Source organism: Bradyrhizobium murdochi, assembly GCF_000472965.1.
GTDB classification, from domain to species: domain Bacteria; phylum Pseudomonadota; class Alphaproteobacteria; order Rhizobiales; family Xanthobacteraceae; genus Bradyrhizobium; species Bradyrhizobium murdochi.
The window spans coordinates 35,889-53,535 of sequence record NZ_AXAU01000008.1; the positions used below are offsets into that span (position 1 = coordinate 35,889).

The 17,647-nt window shown below is 64.2% G+C and carries 18 protein-coding genes and 1 pseudogene; 11 read left to right on the top strand and 8 right to left on the bottom strand.

All coding sequences use genetic code 11. From position 1 onward, the window contains the following. Window positions 1-19: 19 nt before the first annotated feature. Window positions 20-1,234, bottom strand: a complete 1,215-nt coding sequence (locus tag YUO_RS0116655; RefSeq protein ID WP_028348296.1) for a penicillin-binding protein activator — start codon at window positions 1,232-1,234, stop codon at window positions 20-22. A gap of 229 nt (window positions 1,235-1,463) precedes the next feature. Here YUO_RS0116655 and rsmI point away from each other — a divergent pair, with 229 nt between their 5' ends. The 10 genes and pseudogenes from rsmI to YUO_RS0116705 all read left to right on the top strand — a co-directional run bounded on the left by rsmI (window position 1,464) and on the right by YUO_RS0116705 (window position 12,040). Beyond that, the gene (gene rsmI / locus YUO_RS0116660; protein ID WP_028348297.1) at window positions 1,464-2,417 is read left to right on the top strand and encodes a 16S rRNA (cytidine(1402)-2'-O)-methyltransferase; all 954 of its coding nucleotides are present in this window, start codon (window positions 1,464-1,466) and stop codon (window positions 2,415-2,417) included. Continuing rightward, window positions 2,404-2,817, top strand: a complete 414-nt coding sequence (locus YUO_RS0116665) for a YraN family protein (protein WP_028348298.1) — start codon at window positions 2,404-2,406, stop codon at window positions 2,815-2,817. Before rsmI ends, YUO_RS0116665 begins: the two co-directional genes overlap by 14 nt. Before the next feature lie 29 nt (window positions 2,818-2,846). Further along, window positions 2,847-3,794, top strand: a complete 948-nt coding sequence (gene gshB / locus YUO_RS0116670; protein ID WP_028348299.1) for a glutathione synthase — start codon at window positions 2,847-2,849, stop codon at window positions 3,792-3,794. A gap of 282 nt (window positions 3,795-4,076) precedes the next feature. Then, window positions 4,077-4,916 (top strand): hypothetical protein, encoded by an 840-nt coding sequence (locus YUO_RS0116675; RefSeq protein ID WP_028348300.1) that lies wholly within the window; start codon window positions 4,077-4,079, stop codon window positions 4,914-4,916. 191 nt (window positions 4,917-5,107) lie between these two features. Continuing rightward, window positions 5,108-6,079, top strand: a complete 972-nt coding sequence (locus YUO_RS0116680; RefSeq protein WP_028348301.1) for an MBL fold metallo-hydrolase — start codon at window positions 5,108-5,110, stop codon at window positions 6,077-6,079. A gap of 189 nt (window positions 6,080-6,268) precedes the next feature. Then, window positions 6,269-6,451 (top strand): hypothetical protein, encoded by a 183-nt coding sequence (locus YUO_RS0116685; RefSeq protein ID WP_156908655.1) that lies wholly within the window; start codon window positions 6,269-6,271, stop codon window positions 6,449-6,451. Window positions 6,452-6,594: 143 nt separating this feature from the next. After that, window positions 6,595-8,133, top strand: a complete 1,539-nt coding sequence (locus tag YUO_RS0116690) for a YifB family Mg chelatase-like AAA ATPase (RefSeq protein ID WP_028348303.1) — start codon at window positions 6,595-6,597, stop codon at window positions 8,131-8,133. Between the two features lie 19 nt (window positions 8,134-8,152). Further along, window positions 8,153-8,602 (top strand): annotated as a pseudogene (locus YUO_RS40935) (NapC/NirT family cytochrome c); the annotation flags it as partial. A gap of 511 nt (window positions 8,603-9,113) precedes the next feature. Beyond that, window positions 9,114-9,581, top strand: coding sequence for a hypothetical protein (locus YUO_RS0116700; RefSeq protein ID WP_028348304.1), 468 nt, complete (start codon window positions 9,114-9,116; stop codon window positions 9,579-9,581). Between the two features lie 224 nt (window positions 9,582-9,805). Continuing rightward, window positions 9,806-12,040 (top strand): PAS domain-containing hybrid sensor histidine kinase/response regulator, encoded by a 2,235-nt coding sequence (locus tag YUO_RS0116705; RefSeq protein ID WP_028348305.1) that lies wholly within the window; start codon window positions 9,806-9,808, stop codon window positions 12,038-12,040. Between the two features lie 135 nt (window positions 12,041-12,175). Here the strand turns inward: YUO_RS0116705 and coaA are convergent, their stop codons facing one another. The 7 genes from coaA to hisB all read right to left on the bottom strand — a co-directional run bounded on the left by coaA (window position 12,176) and on the right by hisB (window position 16,891). Further along, window positions 12,176-13,132, bottom strand: coding sequence for a type I pantothenate kinase (coaA, locus tag YUO_RS0116710; protein WP_028348306.1), 957 nt, complete (start codon window positions 13,130-13,132; stop codon window positions 12,176-12,178). 15 nt (window positions 13,133-13,147) lie between these two features. Continuing rightward, a complete protein-coding gene (locus YUO_RS0116715) occupies window positions 13,148-13,471 on the bottom strand; it encodes a phosphoribosyl-ATP diphosphatase (RefSeq protein ID WP_028348307.1) in 324 nt (107 codons plus the stop codon). Window positions 13,472-13,554: 83 nt separating this feature from the next. Next, entirely contained in the window at window positions 13,555-14,331 is a 777-nt protein-coding gene (gene hisF, locus YUO_RS0116720; RefSeq protein ID WP_028348308.1) for an imidazole glycerol phosphate synthase subunit HisF, read from the bottom strand. 11 nt (window positions 14,332-14,342) lie between these two features. After that, entirely contained in the window at window positions 14,343-15,092 is a 750-nt protein-coding gene (gene hisA / locus YUO_RS0116725) for a 1-(5-phosphoribosyl)-5-[(5-phosphoribosylamino)methylideneamino]imidazole-4-carboxamide isomerase (protein ID WP_198028045.1), read from the bottom strand. Continuing rightward, entirely contained in the window at window positions 15,080-15,730 is a 651-nt protein-coding gene (hisH, locus tag YUO_RS0116730; RefSeq protein ID WP_028348310.1) for an imidazole glycerol phosphate synthase subunit HisH, read from the bottom strand. The genes hisA and hisH overlap by 13 nt, the downstream gene beginning before the upstream one ends. Then, entirely contained in the window at window positions 15,727-16,260 is a 534-nt protein-coding gene (locus YUO_RS0116735) for a DUF2628 domain-containing protein (protein WP_028348311.1), read from the bottom strand. Before YUO_RS0116735 ends, hisH begins: the two co-directional genes overlap by 4 nt. A gap of 37 nt (window positions 16,261-16,297) precedes the next feature. Continuing rightward, entirely contained in the window at window positions 16,298-16,891 is a 594-nt protein-coding gene (hisB, locus tag YUO_RS0116740; RefSeq protein ID WP_028348312.1) for an imidazoleglycerol-phosphate dehydratase HisB, read from the bottom strand. Between the two features lie 192 nt (window positions 16,892-17,083). Between hisB and hslV the strand changes: the two genes are divergently transcribed. Next, a complete protein-coding gene (hslV, locus tag YUO_RS0116745; RefSeq protein ID WP_028348313.1) occupies window positions 17,084-17,635 on the top strand; it encodes an ATP-dependent protease subunit HslV in 552 nt (183 codons plus the stop codon). Window positions 17,636-17,647: the final 12 nt, after the last annotated feature.

The following is a 17,647-nucleotide window of genomic DNA, read 5'->3' on the forward strand; positions in this document are numbered from 1 at the left end:
AACGCAGGGCGACGAAAGATCACGCCCCAAAACTCTTCGGCGAACCGGCGACCGGCGTGCTGCCGCCGCTGGCGACTTTCATCACCGCAAGCCCGCGCTCGTTGGTGCCGTCGGAGCGGAATCGAAACAGCCCGTCGATGCCGGCAAAGCCCGACGGGTTGGTCAGCGTCTCTGGCGCAAAGCGTTGGCCGCCCTGCTGCTTCGACAGCGCAGCAACCAGCGCGACGGCGTCGTAAGCGAGCGTTGCGGTGCGCACGGGGTCCGTGCCGTATTTGGCGCGGTAGCGGCCGGAGAAGGCGCGGAAGCCCGACGGATCCGGCGCAGCATAAAGCCCGCCCTGCAGCGTCGCGCTCGCATAGACGCGCGGATTGTCCCAGAGCCCGGTGCCGAGCAACTGGATGTTGCGCAAATTCGCGCCCGCCGCGGTCAGGGCATCCGCCGCCGCCACGACCGATTCGCCGTCGTCGGCGATGAACAGCGCGTCGGCCGAGCCGAGCGATTGCGCCACCGTCCGCGCTGCCCCGGCGCGATCGGCGGTGTATTTCTCGAAGGCGACGAGACGGCCTTTGCGGCCGACCGCCTGCTTGAACGCCGCTTCCACCACATTGCCATAGGCGTTGTCGGGCAACAGCGCCGCAAACGATCGCTTTCCGATGCCGGCGGAATAATCGACGATCCGGTTGACATCTGATTCGGGCAGGAAGCTCAGCAGATAAACCCCGCGTCCGGCGACGCTGGAATCGGTCGAGAACGCGATCACTGGAATGTTCCGCGCGCGCGTCAGTTGCGCAGTCGCCGGCACCGAGGCCGCAAACAGCGGGCCCAGTACGATTTCCACGCCTTCGCCGAGCGCCTCCTGGGTGACCTGCTGGGCGCCCTGCGGACTGCCGCCGTCGTCCTTGATCAGAAGCTGGATGTTCGGATTCTGGAATTCCGCCAGCGCCATCTCGGCCGCGTTTTTCATCGATTGCGCGGCGACGCCGGCATTGCCGGCGGCCGAAAGCGGCAGGATCAGGCCGACCTTGACCTGCCCGGTGCCGACCGCAAGCGGCTGTTGCTGCGGGCCTGGGGGTCCCTCGGGTGCGGACGGGCCGAACGGGTTGGAAATCTGACCGCCGCCGGAGCAGGCACCGAGCAACGGCGCTCCTAGAATAAGTCCGACCACCGTCCGCCGGGTCGGGCCTGACGGCCGCGAGTCCGGGGATCCAAACTTGCGATTGAACGGGCCTTCCATTCTGTCTCTTCTCTTGACCGACCGCCGTCGGCCAGGATTCCGGCCTTCTGGGCCGAGGCACCTGAACCGCTACTAAACCCAATTGGGATTCTGCATATTGTCGAGGATTAGTTAACCAAAACAAAAGGATTAACACCTCGCCGCGCATTGTCTTCCCGAGGGGAACTCCACCCTTGCCGCCATCCCGCCAGATATGGCGCTTGCCCCAAGACCCCTTTAGATTGCCGTCATGCGCGCCAAACCCAGTTCAAGCTACGGCTCCGATACCGAACCGGGTTCGGCCAACAGAACATTTTTGATTGGCGGCCACGTTCTGAATGCCCCGAAGCCGGTTCCCGGCCTCTATCTGGTGGCAACCCCGATCGGCAATCTCGGCGACATCACTTTGCGCGCGCTGGAGACCTTGGCCGGCGTCGACATCATCGCCTGCGAGGACACCCGCATCACCCGCCGCCTGATCGAGCGCTATGCGATTTCGGCGGAACTCAAGCCGTATCACGAGCACAACGCGGCGATGGCGCGGCCGAAAATCCTGGAGCGGCTGGCGCAGGGCGCTTCCATCGCGCTGGTGTCGGATGCCGGCACGCCCCTGATTTCCGACCCCGGCTTCAAGCTAGTGCGCGAGGTCTCTGCCGCCGGCCATGCCGTGATCGCGGTGCCCGGTGCGTCCTCGGTGCTGACGGCACTTTCGGTCGCAGCACTCCCGACCGACCGGTTTTACTTCGAGGGATTTTTGCCGGCCCGGCAAGTCTCGCGGCGGACGCGGCTGGCCGAATTGGCAAGAATCGATGCCACGCTGGTGATGTTCGAATCCGGCAACCGCGTGCAGGAAACGCTCGCCGACCTCGCCGAGATCATGGCCGGGCGTGACGCCGCGATCTGCCGCGAACTCACAAAGCTGCACGAGGACATCAAGCGCGCCCCCATCGCCGAGCTGGCAAGGACGGCAGCCACGCTGGAAACCCGCGGCGAGTTCGTGCTCGTCGTCGGCCCGCCGCGCAAGGACGCCGATGTCATGACCCAGCATGACCTCGACGACCTGCTGCGATCGTCGCTGGCGCGCGAAAGCGTCAAGGACAGCGTGGCGCATGCGGTCGAGCTTTCGGGCCGCCCGCGCCGCGAAGTTTATGCCCGCGCGCTGGAGCTCGCCAAAGAAGTCAGGGGCGACGATGGCGAAGACTGACGGCGCCACGCCGCCTGACGCGACCACGAAACTCGCTGCGCCCGAGCGAGTTGCGGCATTTCGCACCGGGCTATCAGCCGAAAGCCGCGCCGCGGCCTATCTAATGGCAAAGGGCTACCGCATTCTCGCAAAGCGCTTCCGCACCCCCTATGGCGAGATCGACCTGGTGGCGAGGAAGCGCAGTTTGATTGCCTTCATCGAGGTCAAGGCGCGCGCCAGTCTCGATGACGCCGCCTATGCCGTCACGCCGCGCCAGCAGGCCCGCATCATCGACGCCGCCCAAGCCTGGCTGATGGCGCATCCCGAGCATGCCGAATTCGAGCTCCGTTTTGACGCCGTCCTGATTGCGCCCCGGCGTCTGCCACGCCATCTGTTAGCGGCATTCGACGCCAGCGTATAAGATCCCCTCCAGAGACCCGGACCTCACTCATGAAACTGAATGTCGCCGTCCAGATGGACCCCATCGCGCGCATCAACATCCGCGGCGATTCGACCTTTGCGCTGATGCTGGAAGCGCAAAAGCGCGGGCACAGCATTTCCTACTACACCCCGGACAAGCTCTCGCTGCGCGGCGAGGAGCTGGTGGCGCCGGTGCAGCACCTCACCGTGCGCGACGAGGTCGGCGATCACTTTACGTTGGGAGAGCCGAAGCGCGAGCCGCTCGAAACCTTCGACGTCATCCTGTTGCGGCAGGAGCCGCCGTTCGATATCGCCTACATCACCTCGACGCATTTGCTGGAACGAATCCATCCCAGGACGCTGGTCGTCAACGATCCCGCCAGCGTGCGCAACGCGCCGGAAAAAATGTTCGTGCTGAACTTTCCGCAGCTAATGCCGCCGACGCTGATCTCGCGCGACCTCGACGAAATCAATTCGTTCCGCGATGAGCATGGCGCGGTCGTCATGAAGCCGCTGCACGGCCATGGCGGCGCGGCGGTGTTTCGCGTCATGCCGCAGGACATGAATTTCGGCTCGCTGTTCGACATGTTTTCCGTCACCTTCAGGGAGCCCTGGGTGATCCAGCGCTTCCTCCCCGAGGTCAAACACGGCGACAAGCGCATCATCCTGGTCGACGGCGAGTTCGCCGGCGCCGTCAACCGCGTGCCGGCCCCCGACGACCTCCGCTCCAACATGGTGCGCGGCGGCGCGGCGCAGGCGACCGACCTTACGCCGCGCGAGCGCGAGATTTGCGACACGCTGGGCCCGGACTTACGCGAACGCGGCCTGCTGTTCGTCGGCATCGACGTGATCGACGGCAACCTCACCGAGATCAACGTGACCTGCCCGACCGGAATCCGCGCGATCCAGCGTCTCAACGGCCCGGATGTCGCGGCAAAAATCTGGGATACCATCGAGAAGAAGCGCACCGGGAAATAACTTCCCCTCGCGCGACCAACTCATTCGCAGCGCGCTCATACGCGACCGGACTTAGGCCGGATGAATTGCGTGCCTCCCGCCGGCTCGACTGGAACCGGGGAGGAAAGCCGCGGCACCGTTCTGCTACGCCGCCGGAATTGGCCCCCTGGATTCCAGGACGCTATCGCCATGTAATCCCATATTCTATCATCATGCGGCCATTCTTTGGGCAAGACTGCACGGAGCGCTGCCGGATGCTCGGCCGGCCACCTTCGGATGACATTGGACGGAAAGGAAACGCCAATGAACTCCACACCGAAAGAAACTGAACCCCACGATGCCCCGAGCGCGCACGCCGATGAGAGGCTCGCGCAGGCCCACGAACAGATCAAACGCGCGGATGAGCAACTCGCGCGGTTGACTGAACAGGTTGCAAAAATGGAGCGCGATGCCGCGCATCCGTCTTCGGCGCGACCCGATCCGACATCGCCGCAACCTGGTCCGCAATCACCAAGAACGCTGGCGCTCCGAACCCTCGCCGCGTTGCCCCTGGCGGCGTGCATCATTGTCGCCGCCCTGGTTTTGCAGGCGTCCTATAGCGGCGGAGCCAAGCAGGTTGTCGCTTGGTGGGCGCCGCAGCCCGCTTCATCTCCATCATTGCCGCCCGAAACTCCGCCAGTTCCCGCGCAGCCCGCTCCGTCTACCGTTCAACTGGCCGCCGCGGAGACAGCACCACCGCAAGAGTCCTCACCGCAAGCAGCACCACCGCAGGCACCAACCTTGGCTCAGGCCGCACCGCCGCAAGACGCTCCGCCGCCAACGACCGCCACGCCCCCCGACAAGACTCAGTTGCTGCAAACGATCGCGCGCGATCTCGCGAACCTGGAGCGAAACATCGAACAGCTCAAGGCGAACCAGCAACAAATGGCCAGCGACAACGCAAAAGCCATTGGGGAGTTGAAGACGAGCCAGGAAGAGATGAAACGCGATCTCGCGAAGGTTTCCGAGCAGACCCCACCCAAGACGTCAGCGCGTCCGACCCAGCCGGCTCCGACCTTCCGCAAACCCGAACGGTCGCCGCCGCAAGCGAGATCGCGGCCTCGATACCCAAGGGAGTGGATGTACGACGACTACGATTGGTAGCCGTCGAGGCTGATCTTCGAAATCTGTCCTGCAATACCGCCGCGACGCGCCGCTGTGTCATCGTCATTTTCGCATCCCTGTCGTGCCTCCTCATCCTACTTGCCAATTTCGGGAAGCGGGAGCAGCCTGCAGGCACGGATGAGTTCGTCCGGGCACGTACTGCAATCAATAAAATTAGTGGAGGAAGACGCATGACGACGAATCTTTCGCGACGGTCTTTGCTTGCGCTCGGCGCCGGGTTCGGTGCGACAACGATGCTCGGCGGCAGCGCTCTGGCCAAGGCGCCCAAACTCGGCACGCAAACGCCCTACTGGCACCGCTTCATGCTCGGTGACGCCGAAGTCACCGTCGTCTCCGACGGCCCGCTGCCGCTCGGCGATCCCTCCGGCACGTTTACCGGCGTGCCGAAGGAGGAGGTGAAGAAGATGCTGTCCGACAACTTCCTCAACCCCGACCACGTCGTGCTCGAGCAGAACTCGCCGATCGTGAATACCGGCGACAAGCTGATCCTGTTCGATACCGGCATGGGCACGTCAAAAGCATTTGGCCCGACCACCGGCCAGCAGCAGAAGAACATGATGGCGGCCGGCATCAAGCCTGGAGACATCGACGCCGTAGTGTGCTCGCACGCCCATATCGATCACATCGGCGGCCTGGTCGGCGCCGACGACAAGCCGCTATTTCCGAACGCGCAGGTCTACATCGCCCAGAGCGATTTCGATTTCTGGACCGATGAAGGCAAGCTCGGCAGTCCGTTGAAGGATTTTATCATCCACGCCCGCAAGAACCTGATGCCGGTGCGAGACCGCATCGTCTTCATCAAGGACAACCAGGAATTCTTGCCTGGCGTCACCGCGCTCGCAGCGCCCGGCCACACCGTCGGCCACACCATCTTCATGGTCAGTTCGAAGGGCAAATCCTTCTGCTTCCTCGGCGACCTCTCGCATCACGCGGTGTTGCTGTTGGAGAAACCGCGGATGGAATTCGCCTACGACAGCGACCCAAAGCAGGCAGCCGCCTCGCGGGTGAAGATGCTGGACATGCTCGCCGCCCAGAAGATCCCGGTTATGTCCTATCACTTCGCCTGGCCCGGCTACGGCCACGTCGCCAAGAACGGCGACGGTTTTAGGTATTATCCCGAACCGATGAACATGCAGCTCTGAGAAGAACGCTTGATTTGGGGTCGGCCGATGGTCGACCCCGGATCATCCAGGTGCTGCCGCACACCTGCGTGCGTGCGGCTGAGATGCTTCGTCGAGGGCCTTCATCGAAACGCCCACCTTAGGAACCATCGCGCTTCGCCGAAATTGGTCTTCCTTCAGCGCTTGGCAGCCAGTTTGGAGGCCCGGCAAATGACCAAGGATATGGTAGCTATCGGAGCCGGAATGCTCGTCGTCTGGCTCGCCGTGTGGAGCATCCGGGGTAACCCCGAGAATGAGAGCCTTGCAAGGACAGAGGCGGTGCGCGTTCTCGCTGATGATCCGGCGCTGAAGCTTGTTTCTGAGCACAGCCCATACATGCGAACGGAGCGCTAGCCAGGCAGCGCGCGGGTGGAAATGTTCGACGATCGGTTGAGCACCGGTATGCGCTGACAGCCCCCTAGGCGCATAATGTTCTCTGAATGTTCTTGACTTGCTCTCTGGTTCCCCGCTACCTTCGATTGCGTCGCGGGGGCAGCATGGTTGCGCGGGTATCTACCGTAGCTTTTGAGGGGATCGAGGCCCGCGCGGTCGACGTGCAGGTGCAGGTCGCGCCTGGGCTGCCGGCGTTTGCGATTGTGGGTCTGCCCGACAAGGCGGTGTCGGAGGCGCGCGAGCGGGTGCGCTCGGCGCTGATCGCCTCGGGGCTGGCCCTGCCGGCGCGGCGGATCATCGTCAATCTCGCGCCGGCCGATCTGCCGAAGGAAGGCAGCCATTACGATCTGCCGATCGCGCTCGGCCTGATGGCGGCGATCGGCGCGATCCCGCCGGATGCACTCAACGGCTTTACCGTACTCGGCGAACTCGGGCTCGACGGCTCGATCGCGCCCGTCGCGGGCGTGTTGCCGGCGGCAATCGGCGCGAACGCGCGCGAGGAGGGGCTGATCTGTCCCGCGGCGTGCGGGTCCGAAGCGGCCTGGGCGAGCCCGGACATCCAGATCATCGCGGCCAAATCGCTGATCCAGATCGCCAACCATTTTAAGGGCACGCAGGTGCTGTCGCGGCCGCAGCCGAAAGTGCACGAGCCGGAAGCGACGCATCTGGACTTACGCGATATCAAGGGCCAGGAGAGCGCCAAGCGTGCGCTGGAGATCGCGGCGGCCGGCGGACATCATTTGCTGATGATCGGCTCGCCCGGTGCGGGCAAGTCGATGCTGGCGGCGCGGCTGCCTTCGATCCTGCCGCCGCTGTCGCCATCCGAACTTTTGGAAGTGTCGATGATCGCCTCCGTCGCCGGCGAAATCCGCGACGGCGCGCTGACCGCGCGGCGGCCGTTTCGGGCACCGCATCATTCCGCCAGCATGGCTGCGCTGACCGGCGGCGGCCTGCGCGCAAAACCCGGCGAGATTTCGCTGGCGCATCAGGGCGTGCTGTTCCTCGACGAACTGCCCGAGTTCGACCCGCGCGTGCTCGACTCGCTGCGCCAGCCGCTGGAGAACGGCGAGGTCTCGGTGTCCCGCGCCAACCACCGCGTCACCTACCCGGCGCGCTTCATGCTGGTCGCAGCGATGAATCCCTGCCGCTGCGGCCAGGCCTATGATCCCGGCTATTCCTGCAGGCGCGCACCGGTCGACCGCTGCACCGCGGATTACCAGATGCGCATCTCTGGCCCGCTGATGGATCGCATCGACCTGCGCATCGAGGTGCCGGCGGTCACCGCCGCCGACCTGATCCTGCCGCCGCCTTCCGAAGGCTCAGCCGAAGTCGCAGCCCGCGTCGCCGCCGCGCGCGACATCCAGCTCGCGCGCTACGCCGCAGCCGGCATGCCGCACATCCGCACCAATGCCGAAGCGCCGGCTTCGCTGCTGGAGACGATCGCGCAGCCGGATGCGCAAGGACAAAAACTTCTACGCGACGCCGCCGAAACCATGAAGCTGACCGCGCGCGGCTATCACCGCGTGCTGCGCGTCGCGCGCACGCTCGCCGACCTCGATCGTGCAGAAAAGATCGGCCGGCTGCATCTGGCCGAAGCACTGTCCTATCGCGCGCTGGCGGAGGATTTAAGAAGGGCGGCATAGTGCATCGCCCCGCATTTCTCGGGCCAGTTGTCCCGACTGCCACGTTCCGCACAACTGGACCGACAAGATCGCGCGCAAGATGCAGGCCTCGAAGGAAGTCTGGGGCAAGAACTTCGGCACCATCGACACCAGGCAGAAGTTTCTGGATCATCGGCTCGAGCTCGCCAAGCACGAATGGGCGAGACTGAAGGGAAATGATTCCCTGGAATGTCGCAACTGCCATTCCGCCGTCGCGATGGATTTCACCAAGCAGACGCGGCGGGCTGCGGACATCCACGGCAAATTTCTCGTCACCGGCGAGAAGACCTGTATCGATTGCCATAAAGGCATCGCGCACGAATTGCCCGACATGACCGGCATCGAGCCGGGCTGGCGGGCCCCACCGGAGTTGAGGGACCGTCAGAGTTTTCGCGGCAATCCGCGGGACGAACTTGCACGGTACCTCGCCGTCACCGTAGCCGAACAGTAACGCGCGCCACGGCCTACATGATGATCTCGACAGTTGAGAGCAAAGGTCGCAACGCGTCGCGAGATCGGCTCCTCACACTCAGTCGTCATCGCCCCGGCTAGATGGGGCGAATCCGCCCAGTATTCCAGAGACGCCAGTGATAGAACCGATAAGCCACAGCGTACTGGATCCCCCCGCCTTCGCGGGGGGACGACAGTGGTGTGTGCGTCGCTATCTTCCCGTCATTGCGAGCGCAGCGAAGCAATCCATTGTCACCACATGCCGGAGAAGTGGATTGCTTCGCTGCGCTCGCAATGACGTGGACGGGCCGCAGCGTACTGGATGCCGCGCCTTCGCCGGGGGGTGACATCGCACCATATCACTCCCCCGCCAGCCCACTTCGCCTCACTCGCGACCAAGATGCCGCCGCTACAAAAGACAACCCATGTCAACGTCGCGGTAACTAGTTTCCTTTACCCTCTGCCAACCATAAGTCCCGTGTCGCGGACTTATGGTGAGCGAGTAGCGTGTCATGTTGCGTTTGAAGATCCTGGCCTCGGTAATTCCGCTGGCCGTTGTCGCCCTGTTCGCGCGCAGCGAATTCTTGGCCGGTCCGCGGCCCTGCATCGAGCTATCAGGCACTTCCGTCCAGATCGCCGCCCTCTCCTGGCAGGCGCACCGGCACGTCAGTTTCACCAGCGATCCATCCCGCGCGACGGTGCGGGTCCAGATTACCGACAACGCAGAAGCGGCCGACTTCACCGTGATCGACGATATCGATACGGCCGAAGCCGGCGCCTGCGCGAGCAACGCGCCTCCGCTTCTGGTCGCGATCTCCCGCAATCCCTCAGGCTCCGATCCGGTGATCTACCTTTCCAGGGATGGACCGGCCGACCACCGCATCTTCGTGTCCTCGAAAAGCTTTTCGCTGCTCGATGCCGCCGCCCTGATCGTCGGCGCTCGCGGCGAGCGCCACCGCATCGAAGCGGCGTTGCTCTAGGTTTGCAGCATGGTCTTTTCGGAAAACCGGTTCCCACTTTGCGCGAACGCGGCTCTCCGGGTCCGGACTATGCTCGGTTAACCTTTCATTCACCCTGTTCTCATCGCGGCCGTCATGCGCTGGGAGCCTCAAGCACTTTGCAACATCGGCGACGCATCGTCCTTCCGCGAGAGGCGGCGAAGCAGGCCGGTTCAATTCAAGCAGCAAGCTTAGGGTCATTGGCGATGGGACGGACTTTCCGGATCAAACTTCGCTTTCGCCGCTTCGGCCGCCGTCATCCCTGGCTCACCTTCGCGCTGCGCTCCTTCATGATCTTCTCGGTCGTGTTCGGCGGGGCCTTTGGCTTTATCACCGGAGCCAAGGCGGAAAACTCCGGCTATGATCCGCACTCTTTTGCGATCGGCGTCTCCTTCCTGTTTGCGATCGCCTGCGTCGCGCTCGCCGCCTTCAGTGTCCGGCTCCGCCTGCTGCGCAAGAAGATGCGCAAGGTCGCGCTGCATAATGAAGCGTTGGCCGACCGGAACTGGGAATTGCAGGAAGCCGAGCAGCGTACCCGGCGACTGTTCGAATCGCAGGGCGATCTGATCGTTCTGCGCGACGGCGAGGGTCGCATCACCTACGTCAACGACGCCTATTGCGCGCTGGCGCAAATGCCGCGTGACGCGCTGATCGGCAGCCGCTTCGCGCTTACCGTTCTCGAACAGGGCGACACCGCGCTCGAGCCGAACGGCACCCGCGTCCACGACCAGCGGATCGAGGGACCGCTCGGCCCGCGCTGGATCGCATGGCGCGAAGGATTCGTCCGCAACGACGCCGGCGAGCGGGCGGAAATGCAAAGCGTCGGCCGCGACGTTACCGATCGCACCGAGAGCGAACGCGCGCTGACCGAGGCCCGCGACCAGGCGGACGCTGCAAGCCGCGCCAAGTCGCGCTTCCTCGCGATGGCGAGCCACGAGATCCGCACGCCGCTCAACGGCATCATCGGCATGAGTGGCCTGTTGATGGATACGCCGCTGACGCCCGAACAGGCGACCTATGTCAAGGCGGTGAAGACCTCCGGCGACGCGCTGCTCTCGCTGATCGAGGAACTGCTGGATTATTCCAAGATCGAGGCCGGCAAGATCGACCTCGAACATCGTCCGTTCGCCTTGTCGGGCCTGATCGAGGACATAACCGAATTGCTCGCGCCGCGCGCGGAGACCAAGAAGATCGAGGTGGCCGCCTATGTCGACGAGCGGCTGCCGATGCACGTGATCGGCGACGCAGCTCGCTTGAGGCAGGTGCTGCTCAATCTCGCCGGCAATGCGATAAAATTCACCTCCACCGGCGGTGTCGCCCTGATCGTCGAGCCCGGCATCTGGCCCAATGAAATCAGTTTCCTGGTGCACGATACCGGCATCGGCATCGCCCCCGAAGCACGCGAGCGGATCTTTCGCGAGTTCGAGCAGGCCGACGACAAGATCGCCCGCAGCTACGGCGGCACCGGTCTCGGCTTGAGCATCTCCGACCGTATCGTCAAGCGCATGGGCGGCCGCATCGCGCTGGCGAGCACGCCGGGCATGGGCTCGACATTCGAAGTGTCGCTGCCCCTTGCCGCCGCGGGCGGCGAACAAATCTCCTTTGCGGCGCCGGATCTTTCCGGCCACTCGATCATGCTGGTCTCCCCCGCGAGCATCGAGGCCTCGCTGACCGCGCGGCGGCTGCAGCGCTGGGGCGGACAGACCAGCATGGTATCAGACGCCAACGTCGCAGAGGCCCTGCTGCCCGAGCGCCCCTGGCACGCCGTGCTGATCGATCACGCGCTGGGGCTCGCCGAAATCGAACGGCTCGGCGAAGCCGCGCGCCTTCATGCCACCCAGCGCATCGTGATGTTCACGCCGGCGACGCGGCACGAAATGCAACCATCCGCCGCTTCCGCCCTCACCGGCTATCTGGTCAAACCGCTGCGTGCAGCCTCGCTCGCGGCGCGCATGACGGCCGCGCCGGAAGTGACCGCGCCGAGCCTGGATCCGGCCATCGACCCGAGCGAGACGCCGGCCGCGCCGTCAGCCAAGGGCCTGTCGATCCTGGTTGCCGAGGACAACCAGATCAATGCGCTGTTGATCCGATCGCTGCTCGGCCGGCTCGGCCATCACGCCGTCATCACCACCGACGGCGCCGAGGCGCTGGAGTCCTGGCTCTCGGCGAAATCCGCAGGCAGCCCCTACGATCTCGTCCTGATGGACATCCAGATGCCGCAGCTCAACGGCATCGAAACCACCAAGCGGATTCGTACCCTCGAATCCGGCGAGCCGAGCAACCGGACGCCGATCCTCGCGCTCACCGCCAACACGCTGGTGGAAGACCGCTACGCCTGCTTCGAAGCCGGCATGGACGGATTCCTGATCAAGCCGCTCGACCGCGAAAAACTCGCCGAGGCGCTCACCGGCCTGATCGCGTCACGGCACATCGCGGCGTGAGTGGGAGCAAAAGTCGTCACCGCGAACGCAGGGTTCGTAGGGTGGGCAAAGCGAAGAGTGCCCACAACTCAGGTGTCGGGGGATAGATGGTAGGCACGGCGCAAGGGCGCCTTTGCCCACCCTACGACTACGACACTACAGCCGCCGCAGCGCGACCGTCTCGACCAGATGATCGGCGCGCTTTTTCAGGATCAGCGTCGCGCGCGGTCGCGTCGGCAAAATATTGTCCTCGAGATTGGCGAGGTTGGTGCGCTCCCAGATCGCGATCGCGGTCGCGGTGGCCTCCTCGTCGGAGAGCACCGCGTAGCGATGGAAGTACGATTTCGGATCGTGGAACGCGGTATCCCTGAGCGCCAGGAAGCGCCGCACATACCATTCGCGCAGCACCGGCTCCTCGGCATCGATATAGACGGAGAAGTCGAAGAAGTCCGACACCACGGGCACCGCCTTGCCGTCGCGCGGCAGTCGGCCGGTCTGCAGCACGTTGACGCCCTCGACGATCAGAATGTCCGGACGATCGACCTCGATCCACTCGTTCGGCACGATGTCGTAGACCAGATGCGAGTAGACCGGCGCGCGCACCGGCCGCCGACCGGCTTTGATGTCGGAAAGAAACGCCAGCAGCATCGGCAGATCATAGCTCTCGGGAAAGCCCTTTTTCTGCATCATCCCCTGCCGCTCGAGCACGGCATTGGGCAACAGGAAACCGTCGGTCGTCACCAGGTCGACCTTCGGCCGCGGCGACCAGCGCGCCAGCAGCGCCTGCAGCACGCGCGCGGTGGTCGATTTGCCGGCCGCGACCGAGCCAGCGACGCCGATGATGTAGGGGACCTTGCGGTCGCGGATACCGAGAAACTGGCGCTGCGCCCGGAAGAGCCGATCGGTCGCATCGACATAGATCGACAACAGGCGCGACAGCGGCAGGTAGATATCCTCGACCTCCTGCAGGTCGAGGCGGTCATGCATCGAGCGCAGCCGCTCGAATTCACCAGGCTCCAGCGTCATCGGCGTGTCGTCGCGCAGCCGCGCCCACTGCTCGCGGGTGAAGATGCGGTAGGGATTGTATTGCTGATCGGGAGCCCGGATGTCCATGCGTTGCCCTCTCGGTCAGTCGCGCTTGCGCGACGCCTTCTCCTCAAGCCCGGACATCGAAGTCCGCTGCGCCAGCGCGGCTTCGACGTCCTCCAGCTTCACGCCCCGCGACTTCAACAACACCAGCAGATGAAACAGCAGGTCAGCGCTTTCGGAAATCAGGTGGCTGCGGTCGTTCTCGATCGCCGCGATCACGGTCTCGACCGCTTCCTCGCCCAGCTTCTTGGCGCAGTGCTCCGCCCCCCTGTCGAGCAATTTGCGGGTGTAGGACGCCTCTCCTCCCGATGCGGCCCGTGCATCGATGGTGGCGGCCAGATCATGGATCGTGAAACGCGACATCAACCGAACTCAATACTCGCGCCCGCCCCAAGGCCGGGTCGCTGTCCCAATGCAGGACTTAGCACTTTTGTGACAGGGAGTCGTCAGGGATCGAGCCGCATCGGCAGCCCAGCGCGCACCATGTGCTCCTTGGCTTGGCGTATGGTAAATTCGCCGAAGTGGAATATCGAGGCCGCTAGCACTGCGGTGGCGTGGCCCTGGCGGATGCCGTCGACGAGGTGGTCGAGATTGCCGACGCCGCCGGAGGCGATGACCGGTACGGGAACACTGTCGGCAATAGCTTGCGTCAGCGGCAGGTCGAAGCCTTGGCGGGTGCCGTCGCGATCCATCGAGGTCAACAGAATCTCGCCGGCGCCGAGCGAGACAACTTCCTGCGCGTATTCGATGGCGTCGATCCCGGTGGAGTTGCGCCCGCCATGGGTAAAAATCTCCCAGCGGTCCGAGCCGCCGCCGCGCTTGACCCGCTTGGCGTCGATCGCCACCACGATGCACTGCTCGCCGAATTTTTCCGCCGCCTGCTTGACGAACTCGCGGTTAGCGACGGCGGCCGAGTTGATCGAGACCTTGTCGGCGCCCGAACGCAAGAGCGTCTTGATGTCCTCGATGGTACGGACGCCGCCGCCGACCGTCAGCGGCATGAAGCAGGCTTCCGCCGTCCGCCGCACGACATCGAGCATGATGCCACGGTTTTCGTGGGTGGCGGTGATGTCGAGGAAGCACAATTCGTCGGCGCCGGCGGCGTCATATGCGATCGCCGCCTCGACGGGATCGCCGGCGTCGCGCAGGTCGACGAAGTTGACGCCCTTGACCACGCGGCCGTCCTTGACGTCGAGACAGGGAATGACGCGGACCTTGAACATCGCAAAAACTCCTAGGCCGCGGCGCGCGCGTTGCGGATCAACGTCAAAGCGGCAGCGGGATCCAGCCGCCCATCATAGAGCGCGCGGCCGGCAATGGCACCGGCGAGCTTCTTGGCGCGGGGCTCGAGCAGCGCCTTGACGTCCTCAATGGAGGCAAACCCGCCGGATGCGATCACGGGAATGGAAATGCGTTCTGCGAGCGCAATCGTGGCATCGAGGTTCAGGCCCTTCAACAGGCCGTCGCGCGCGATGTCGGTGAAAATGATGGCAGCGATGCCAGCATCCTCGAACCGTTGCGCGATTTCGAGCGCGGTCACCTGCGAGGTCTCGGCCCAGCCTTCCACCGCAACCTTGCCGTCGCGCGCGTCGAGTCCGACCGCGACGCGGCCGGGGAATTTTTTCGCCGCGCCCTTCACCAGCTCCGGATCGCGCACCGCCGCCGTGCCGATGATGACCCGCGCGATGCCCTTGTCGAGCCAGGCTTCCACCGTCTTGAGATCGCGGATGCCGCCGCCGAGCTGCACCGGCATGGTGACCGCTTTGAGCATCGCCTCGACCGCCAGCGCGTTCATCGGCTTGCCGGCAAAGGCACCATCGAGATCGACGACGTGGAGATATTCAAACCCTTGCTCGGCAAAAGCGCGCGCCTGCGCCGCCGGATCGAGGTTGAACACGGTCGCGCGCGCCATGTCGCCCTGCTCGAGGCGCACGCATTGGCCGTTTTTTAGGTCGACGGCAGGAAAGAGGATCACGGCTTCCACTTCAAAAAATTCGAGATCAGGGCCAGGCCGAAACGTTGGCTCTTCTCGGGGTGAAACTGCGTGCCGATGGCGGTGTCTCGGCCTACGATCGCGGTGACCGGCCCGCCGTAATCGGCACGCGCCAGCACATCGGCCTCATTAGAGGCGTTGAGGTGATAGGAGTGCACGAAATAGGCATGGCGGCCCTTCGGCCCGAGCGGCAGGCGCTCCAGCACCGGATGCTCGCGGACCAGGTCGAGCGTGTTCCAGCCCATGTGCGGAATTTTCAGATTTTCCTCGCGCGGCGAAATCTTCTCGACGTCGCCCTCGATCCAGTTGAAGCCATCGGTCGTGACGTGCTCCTTGCCGCGCGTCGCCATCAACTGCATGCCGACGCAAATGCCGAAGAACGGCCGGGCCTTGGCGCGCACCGCTTCCGTCATCGCTTCCAGCATGCCGTCCACGGCGTCGAGACCACGGCGGCAATCGGCGAAGGCACCGACGCCCGGCAGCACGATGCGATCGGCGCGGTACACGGCGTCCGGATCGCGCGTCACCATGACCTTCTGCGGATCTTCCATGCTCCGCGAGGCGTGCTCAAAGGCCTTTGCCGCCGAGTGAAGATTGCCGGATCCGTAATCGACGATCGCAACGGTCATCGTGGTCCTCCCGGCTCCGGAAACAAGCCGATGATTCCGCCTTGCGGCAAGGGCGGCGGCGGTTTGGAGAACGACTGGCCTGGAATGTTGCGGGTTGGCGGCGGTGCACCGCGATCGACCGACCGTTGGTCGTTGATCAGCCCGCGCTGCCGGCCGGTCCAGCGTTCGAAGAAGCGGTGTTCGGCAGCTTCCTCGTCGTCGGCAACCACGATGTCGAGCTGGCGCCATTTGCGCCGCGACAGCGTCCAGCGCCGCAGGCTGGCCGCTTCGAGGCCCATCAGGATGGCGAGCAGGACATCAACAGCGAAGATCGTGCCGTGGCTGGCGCCCAGCGCCGACATCCCGAACTGCACGGCTGTCATCAGAACAATCCAGCCGATCAGCGCCAGCCACAGCCGATGCCACAATAGCCAGATCACGCTCGCGACCGCAGCCCAGAAATGGAAGCCGTCACGGACAAACACGAATTTGTCGGTCGCCGGAAGATCGGCGCCATTGGCTATGGGAGCATGCACTGTGTAGACCGGCATCGAATCTCTCCGCCGCGAACGAAAACGCGAACAAGCGTCAGCCGCCGAGCTGACCCTTGGTGGAAGGCACCTCGCCCGCCGCGCGCGGGTCGATCGCTACCGCGGCTCGAAGCGCCCTCGCCAGACCCTTGAAACAGGATTCGGCGATATGATGGCTGTTCTCGCCATATAAGGTCTCGACGTGCAAAGTCACGCCGGCGTTGATGGTGAAGGCATTGAACCATTCGCGCACCAGCTCGGTGTCGAACTGGCCAACCTTGTCGCGCGGAAAATCGACCTTGAACACCAGTACCGGCCGGCCCGAAATGTCGATGACGACGCGCGAGAGCGTTTCGTCCATCGGCATGTGGATCGAGGCATAACGGGTGATGCCGGCCATGGTGCCGAGCGCCTGCTTGACGGCCTGGCCCAGCGCGATGCCGACGTCCTCGGTGGTGTGGTGGTGGTCGACATGCAGATCGCCATCCGCCTTGACCGTGATGTCGATGCGGGAATGCCGGGCCAAGAGATCGAGCATATGGTCGAAAAAGCCGATGCCGGTCGAAACCTTGGACACGCCCGTGCCATCGAGGTTCACCGCGACCTCGATGTCGGTTTCCTTGGTCTTGCGCTTGATGGACGCTGTGCGCATGAAAACTGCTTCCCTTGGGCCGCTTGAGGCCGAAAACGCGGCCCTTTTAACAGGCGGATGTCACCTTCGCTACTGCGGGATGACGTTTGAAGGGCCGAACTTCGGCCCATGGTGACCGGATTCGGGGGGCGAAACGGCGCGATTGTAACCCCTCCCCTCAACCCCTAAATCTGACTGGAAAGAGGGCGATCCATGCAAGCATCTGAGAACAACCTGCCGATCTGGCACGGCACCACGATTTTGACGGTTCGCAAGGGCGGCAAGGTGGTAATCGGCGGCGACGGCCAGGTCTCGATTGGCCAGACCGTCATCAAGGCCAACGCCAAAAAGGTCCGCAAAATCGGCAAGGGCGACGTAATCGGCGGTTTTGCCGGGGCGACCGCCGATGCCTTCACCCTGTTCGAGCGGCTGGAGAGCAAGCTTGAGCAATATCCGGGGCAATTGACCCGCGCAGCGGTCGAACTGGCCAAGGACTGGCGGACCGACCGCTATCTGCGCCGGCTGGAGGCGATGATGATCGTCGCCGACAAGGACGTCTCGCTGGTCCTGACCGGCACCGGCGACGTGCTGGAGCCGGAAGCCGGCGTGATGGCAATCGGCTCCGGCGGCAACTACGCCCTGGCGGCCGCCCGCGCCATGGTCGATACCGACAAGGATGCCGAAACCATCGTGCGCAGGGCGCTCGATATCGCTGCCGACATCTGCGTCTACACCAACCGGAACGTCACGATCGAAACGCTCTGAGGGGAGCCGCCG

Coding starts and splice junctions, on each gene's coding strand:
- YUO_RS0116655 (WP_028348296.1), bottom strand. CDS start 1,234: ATGGAAGGCCCGTTCAATCGCAAGTTTGGATCCCCGGACTCGCGGCCG.
- rsmI (WP_028348297.1), top strand. CDS start 1,464: ATGCGCGCCAAACCCAGTTCAAGCTACGGCTCCGATACCGAACCGGGT.
- YUO_RS0116665 (WP_028348298.1), top strand. CDS start 2,404: ATGGCGAAGACTGACGGCGCCACGCCGCCTGACGCGACCACGAAACTC.
- gshB (WP_028348299.1), top strand. CDS start 2,847: ATGAAACTGAATGTCGCCGTCCAGATGGACCCCATCGCGCGCATCAAC.
- YUO_RS0116675 (WP_028348300.1), top strand. CDS start 4,077: ATGAACTCCACACCGAAAGAAACTGAACCCCACGATGCCCCGAGCGCG.
- YUO_RS0116680 (WP_028348301.1), top strand. CDS start 5,108: ATGACGACGAATCTTTCGCGACGGTCTTTGCTTGCGCTCGGCGCCGGG.
- YUO_RS0116685 (WP_156908655.1), top strand. CDS start 6,269: ATGACCAAGGATATGGTAGCTATCGGAGCCGGAATGCTCGTCGTCTGG.
- YUO_RS0116690 (WP_028348303.1), top strand. CDS start 6,595: ATGGTTGCGCGGGTATCTACCGTAGCTTTTGAGGGGATCGAGGCCCGC.
- YUO_RS0116700 (WP_028348304.1), top strand. CDS start 9,114: ATGTTGCGTTTGAAGATCCTGGCCTCGGTAATTCCGCTGGCCGTTGTC.
- YUO_RS0116705 (WP_028348305.1), top strand. CDS start 9,806: ATGGGACGGACTTTCCGGATCAAACTTCGCTTTCGCCGCTTCGGCCGC.
- coaA (WP_028348306.1), bottom strand. CDS start 13,132: ATGGACATCCGGGCTCCCGATCAGCAATACAATCCCTACCGCATCTTC.
- YUO_RS0116715 (WP_028348307.1), bottom strand. CDS start 13,471: ATGTCGCGTTTCACGATCCATGATCTGGCCGCCACCATCGATGCACGG.
- hisF (WP_028348308.1), bottom strand. CDS start 14,331: ATGTTCAAGGTCCGCGTCATTCCCTGTCTCGACGTCAAGGACGGCCGC.
- hisH (WP_028348310.1), bottom strand. CDS start 15,730: ATGACCGTTGCGATCGTCGATTACGGATCCGGCAATCTTCACTCGGCG.
- YUO_RS0116735 (WP_028348311.1), bottom strand. CDS start 16,260: ATGCCGGTCTACACAGTGCATGCTCCCATAGCCAATGGCGCCGATCTT.
- hisB (WP_028348312.1), bottom strand. CDS start 16,891: ATGCGCACAGCGTCCATCAAGCGCAAGACCAAGGAAACCGACATCGAG.
- hslV (WP_028348313.1), top strand. CDS start 17,084: ATGCAAGCATCTGAGAACAACCTGCCGATCTGGCACGGCACCACGATT.